The sequence below is a fragment of the Actinomadura darangshiensis genome (assembly GCF_004349235.1).
In the GTDB taxonomy this organism is placed as follows: Bacteria; Actinomycetota; Actinomycetes; order Streptosporangiales; family Streptosporangiaceae; genus Spirillospora; species Spirillospora darangshiensis.
In genome coordinates, this window is sequence record NZ_SMKY01000454.1 from 1 (window position 1) to 5,145 (window position 5,145).

5 protein-coding genes are annotated in these 5,145 nt (G+C 74.1%); 1 reads left to right on the forward strand and 4 read right to left on the reverse strand.

All coding sequences use genetic code 11. The features are described 5' to 3' along the window. A partial coding sequence (locus E1293_RS44360) for an alpha/beta hydrolase (RefSeq protein WP_341770255.1) occupies positions 1-864 on the forward strand: 864 nt, incomplete at its 5' end. 31 nt (positions 865-895) lie between these two features. On the opposite strand, the gene E1293_RS44365 is transcribed toward E1293_RS44360, so the two are convergent. Genes E1293_RS44365 through E1293_RS44380 form a run of 4 tightly spaced genes read right to left on the reverse strand, consistent with a single transcriptional unit; the run spans position 896 to position 5,057 of the window. Then, complete coding sequence (locus E1293_RS44365) at positions 896-1,825, reverse strand: LysR substrate-binding domain-containing protein (protein ID WP_132205754.1); 930 nt, start codon at positions 1,823-1,825, stop codon at positions 896-898. Positions 1,826-1,869: 44 nt separating this feature from the next. Beyond that, entirely contained in the window at positions 1,870-3,705 is a 1,836-nt protein-coding gene (locus E1293_RS44370; RefSeq protein ID WP_132205756.1) for an ABC transporter ATP-binding protein, read from the reverse strand. After that, on the reverse strand, positions 3,705-4,733 hold the full coding sequence (locus tag E1293_RS44375) for an MvdC/MvdD family ATP grasp protein (protein ID WP_132205758.1): 1,029 nt from the start codon (positions 4,731-4,733) through the stop codon (positions 3,705-3,707). The genes E1293_RS44370 and E1293_RS44375 overlap by 1 nt, the downstream gene beginning before the upstream one ends. A gap of 3 nt (positions 4,734-4,736) precedes the next feature. Beyond that, positions 4,737-5,057 carry a hypothetical protein gene (locus E1293_RS44380; RefSeq protein ID WP_132205760.1) on the reverse strand — a complete coding sequence of 107 codons (321 nt, stop codon included), beginning with the start codon at positions 5,055-5,057 and terminating at the stop codon, positions 4,737-4,739. Positions 5,058-5,145: the final 88 nt, after the last annotated feature.

A 5,145-nucleotide genomic window follows, 5' to 3' on the forward strand; every position in this document is an offset into this window, starting at 1 on the left:
GTGGTGGACGACTGGCCGGGGAGCGGGCTGAGCGACGAGGAGCTGGACGTCGCCTACAACGTGCGGCGCAAGGCGGGGCGCGAACTGTTCGACCGGTACATGGAGCGGTACCGGGCCATGTCGGAGGCGGCCGTTGAGGGGCTTCCCGGGCACGAGGGGATCGTCTACGACGAGGTGAGCGGCGAGCGCCTCGACGTGTGGGGCACCGGCGGCGAGCCGCGGCCCGTGTTCGTGTTCCTGCACGGCGGCTACTGGATGGCGCTGTCGCGGGACGTGTCGTCGTTCATGGCGAGGATGCTCCACGAGCAGGGCATCGCGACGGTCGTGCCCGACTACACGCTGGCGCCGGAGGCGTCGCTGGAGGAGATCGTCCGGCAGGTGCGGGCGGCCGTCGCGTGGGTGTACCGGCACGGACGCGAGCACGGGCTCGACCCGGAGCGGATCGTGGTCGGGGGCAGCTCGGCCGGCGGGCATCTGACCGGGATGGCGATGGTCGGCGGCTGGCAGGGGCCGCTCGGGCTGCCGGAGAACGTCGTGAAGGCCGCGATGCCGTTCAGCGGGCTGTTCGACATCCGCCCGATCACCCGCGTCTACGTCAACGAGTACGTCCGGCTGGACCTGGAGCGGGCGGCGGCGCTCAGCCCGGCGCTGCTGCCGGCGCGCTACCGGTGCCCGGCCGTGTTCGTGTCGGCGGAGAACGACGGCGACGGCTTCCTGGCGCAGTCGCGGCTGTTCCATCCGGTCTGGGACGCCGGCGACCTGATGGTCGTGCCCGACCGCGACCATTTCGACGTGGTCCTCGATCTGGCGGACGCGGGGTCGATGCCGGGCAAGGCGCTCATCGACCTGGTCCGCGCGGTGTGACCGGCCGGTGTGATCGACCGGCCCGCCGTGATCAGCCGGCGGTGATCTCGGCGGCCTCGCGGCGGAGGTGGTCGAGCATCAGGCGCGCCGACGGCGTCGGGGCGCGGTGCGCCGGGAGCGTGACGCCGACCTGGCGGCGGACCGTCTCCAGCGGCACCGGCAGCGGTGCGATGTCGGCGTCGGTGCGCGCGACGAGCTCGGGGAGCGCGGCGATCATGTCGGTGTCGCGGACCAGGGTGCGGACGGTCAGCACCGACGTGCACTCGACCAGGTTCCCCGGCAGGACGAGGCCCTCGGCGCGGAACGCCTGCTCCAGCTCCGAGCGCAGCGCCGTCTGCTCCAGGGGCAGCACCCACGGGTAGCCGGCCAGGTCGGCGAGGCCCGGGTCCGGCAGCGAGCGGGCGGGGTGGCCGCGGCGGGCGACGAGGCGGACGGGCTCGCCGTAGAGGGTGATCTGGCGGAGGCCGCGCAGGTCGTCGATCGGGTTGAGGCGGCCGAGGATCAGGTCGATCTCGCCGTCGAGGAGCCGCGGCACCTGGGCGTCGAACGTCGCCTCCTGGACGATCACCGTGATGCCCGGCCGGTCCTTCTTCAGTGCGGCGATCGCGCGGGGGAGAAGGACGTTGGAGCCCGCGAGGAGGGTACCGATGGTGACCGTGCCGACCTCGCCGTCCGCCAGCCCGGTGATGCGCTCCCCGGCGCGGCGCAGCTCCGCCAGCACGGCGCGGGCGTGCTCGACGAACGCGTCCCCGAACATGGTCGGCGTCACGCCGCGCGGGCCCCGGGTGAACAGCTCGACGCCGAGGATGGTCTCCACCTCGCGGAGGCTCCGGGTGACGGCGGGCTGCGCCAGGTGGAGGTGCTCGGCGGCCCGCAGGACGCTGCCCTGGTCGGCGATGGCGACGACGAGCACCAGGTGCCGGAGCTTGAGCCGTCCGTTGAGCAGGTCGATCGCGCGCATGGCGCCTTACTATCACAGGACGGTTATATCGGGAGGCTCCTCCGCTACCGGCCCGGCATGCCGGCGGGGCCGAGGTAGCCCTCCGCCTGGAGGGTGAAGAGCTCGGCGTAGCGCCCGCCGGCGGCCATCAGGGAGTCGTGGGTGCCGTGCTCGGCGACCCGGCCGTCCGCGAGCACGTAGATGCGGTCCGCCATCCGGACGGTCGAGAAGCGGTGCGAGATGAGCAGGACGGTCCGTCCGGCGAGCAGGGTCCGCAGCCGGTCGAACAGGTCGTGCTCCGCGCGGGCGTCGAGCGTGGCGGTCGGCTCGTCCAGGATGACGAAGGAGGCGTCGCGGAAGAACGCCCGGGCCAGCGCCACCCGCTGCCACTGGCCGCCCGACAGGTCCGCCCCGCCGGCGAACTCGGGCCCGAGGAGCGTCGCGTAGCCCTCCGGCAGGTTGCTCAGGAACGCGTCGGCCCCGGCGGCCCGCGCCGCCTGCCGGACGGCCTCCTCGTCGCCGGCCCGTCCGGCCCGGCCGAGCGCGACGTTGTCGGACGCCGGCAGCACGTAGCGCTCGAAGTCCTGGAAGAGCACGGCGATCGACTCGCGCAGGGCGTCCGGGTCGCAGGCGGCGGCGTCCACCCCGTCGTGCAGGATCCGGCCGCCCCCCGGCCGGTACAGGTGCGACAGCAGCTTGGCGAGGGTCGTCTTGCCCGAGCCGTTCTCGCCGACCAGTGCGACGACCTGCCCGGCCTCGATGCTCAGGTCGACGCCGTCCACCGCGGGGCGGTCCGCGGAGGGGTAGGTGAACGCGAGGTTCTCGGCCGTCAGCACCCGGAACGGCGGGGGCGGCGGTTCGGCGGCCTCGCGGTCCGGCGGGACGAGGAAGGTCTGGAGGTCCTGGACGAACGGCGCCGCCTCGAAGAGCCGGTCGGTCCCCGCGGCGGCCATGCGGAGCCGCGCCGCCAGCAGCAGGGCGGCCGTGGCGGCGGCTCCCGCGTCGGCCGCCGGCATCCGGCCCGTCGCCGCGTACGCCAGCAGCGGGCCGAGCACCGCGCCGATGGCGAGACCGCTGACCAGCCGCGCGAGCAGGGTGATGCGGAGCCTGCGGCGGACGGTCCGGCGGATCTCGCCGAGGCGCTCCCCGGTGCGCGCCTCCCACCGCCCGCGCAGGTAGGGGGCCAGGCCGAAGGCCCGCACCTCCGCGGCCGAGCGGCGGCTGGTCAGGACGTCCTGCAGGTAGCTGCGCTCGCGCTCGGCGGGCGTCAGCCGGAACAGCACGCCGTAGAGCACCTGCCCGCTCTTCAGCCCGGCCAGCCACAGCGGCGCGCCCGCCGCCAGGGTCGCCGGGACGAGCAGCGGCTCGATCGCCGCGAGCGCGAGGGCCACCCCCGCGGTCGCCATCAGCGCGCTGGTCAGCGCCCCCAGCCCCTGCACGATCTGGTGCGGGCGGATCCGCGCGCTCATCGAGGCCCGTTCGAGCCGGTTGTGGAAAGCGGGACGCTCGAACTCCTCCAGGTCCGCCGCGCAGGCGGCGTCCAGGATCCGGCCCATCGCGTACCGGTTGAGCAGCTCGCTCAGCACGTCGTCACGCGCGGACGCGACGGAGACCGCGACGGCGATCAGCCCCGTCAGCCCGAGGACTAGGGCGCCCTGCGCGAGGACGGCCGCGGGGGCCGCGCCGCCGAGCGCCCGGTCCAGCAGCTGCCGCCCGCCGAGGACGGGCAGCACCAGGCCGAGACCGGCGGCGGCCTGCAGGCCCGTGATGAGGGCGAACTCCCGGGGCGCCGCCGAGGCCGCGAGGCGGACGGCGGCCCAGAGGAGGCCGGGGAGCCGCCGCAGGCCGGGCTGCGGCGGCTCCGACCACTCGGCCGCGGTGACGGGCGCCGCGTCGTCCATCAGTAGCCGACTTGCTCCACGTCGCCGCGCCGGAACGGGCCGCCCCGCATCAGCAGGTCGGCGATGCGGTCGGCCATCGGCAGGCCGAGGTCGTGCTGCATCCACATGAACTGGCCGTTCGGGTTGGACTCCAGGAAGACGTGCTCCCCGTCCGGGGTGACGATGAAGTCGAGGGCGGCGTAGACGAGCCCGAGCTCGTCCATCAGCGCCTGGACCTGCCGGACGACGCCGTCCGGCAGCGGCCGGTAGTCGCCGTACTTCAGCTCCCGGTCCGCCCGCCAGTCGATCTTCGTCCGCTCCACCCCCTGCGAGTCGATCACCACCGGGAAGTAGGTGTCGCCGACGACGGTGAGCCGGACCTCGTACGCCTTCTCGATGTACTCCTGGAACTGGCAGAGGGTGTGCCGCACCCGGGGCAGGTGCTCCTCGATCTCCTCGCCGAGCACGGCCGTGTAGAGGCCGGACGGGAAGGCGCCCGGATAGTGGATCACGCCTCCGCTGAGCGACTTGTAGACGAGCCCGCCCTCTCCCTCCTGCTTCACCAGCCGGGCGACCTCGTCGGGGTCGTTGGTCAGCAGCGTCCGCGGGACGCGCATGCCGGCCTGCTTGGCGAGCTTGAGCTGGTACGGCTTCAGGTCGGCGACCGCGTCCAGGTCGGGGCGGTTCATCCAGAGGCAGCCGGTCGAGCGCAGGATCCCGCCGATGCCGTGCATCGCCTCGTACCGGGCGAACTCGCGTTCGGCCTCGCCCATCTCCTCGCCGAACTCGAACGGGGTGGGCCGCCGGTACCAGACCCCCGACAGCGCCGCGAGGTCGACCTCGCGGTCGATCTCGCCGTCGTGGTGGCGCATCACGGCCCGGTCGGCGCCGTCGAAGTCGGACGTGGTGAAGGAGAGCCTGCGGGGGAAGTAGCTGGTGTCCACCCGGACGACCCGGGCGCCCTTCGCCGTGAGGCTGCGGACGACCGGGTCGACGGTGGGGTCGAAGTCCTGGGTGAGCACCAGGACCTCGGCCTGGGGGGCGCTCATGTATCAGGCGCACACATCGTCGAGGATCTTGTCGCCCCAGGGCGGTTGCCCCGAGCCCGTCGTGGTGTACGAGCTGTACCCAGCGGTGACGTCCTCGCCGTCCGGGCCGACCCAGGTCTGGGTCGCGGGGTCGTAGTGGCCGGCCTGCGGGTCGGCCGCGGGGGCGCCGTCGTCGGGCGTGCCCCACGGGGTGGAGTAGGCATAGCCGAACGGCCGCTCGCCGCCTTCCGGCGTCGGGACCGCCGCGGGGTCGAAGCCGGCGTGGTCGGGGGAGATGAAGGCGCGGGTCGTGCGGAGGGCGGGCCTGGTCAGGGTTCCGGGCATGGGCGTGCCTTTCCGGTGGGGGGTGGTCTTTCCTGCGCGGGCGGCCGCTACGACGCGGTGGGCTCGGTGATCCCGGTGAGCCCGGGGA

Excerpts from the sequence above, each read along its gene's own strand:
- E1293_RS44365 (WP_132205754.1), bottom strand. The coding sequence starts at position 1,825 with ATGCGCGCGATCGACCTGCTCAACGGACGGCTCAAGCTCCGGCACCTG.
- E1293_RS44370 (WP_132205756.1), bottom strand. The coding sequence starts at position 3,705 with ATGGACGACGCGGCGCCCGTCACCGCGGCCGAGTGGTCGGAGCCGCCG.
- E1293_RS44375 (WP_132205758.1), bottom strand. The coding sequence starts at position 4,733 with ATGAGCGCCCCCCAGGCCGAGGTCCTGGTGCTCACCCAGGACTTCGAC.
- E1293_RS44380 (WP_132205760.1), bottom strand. The coding sequence starts at position 5,057 with ATGCCCGGAACCCTGACCAGGCCCGCCCTCCGCACGACCCGCGCCTTC.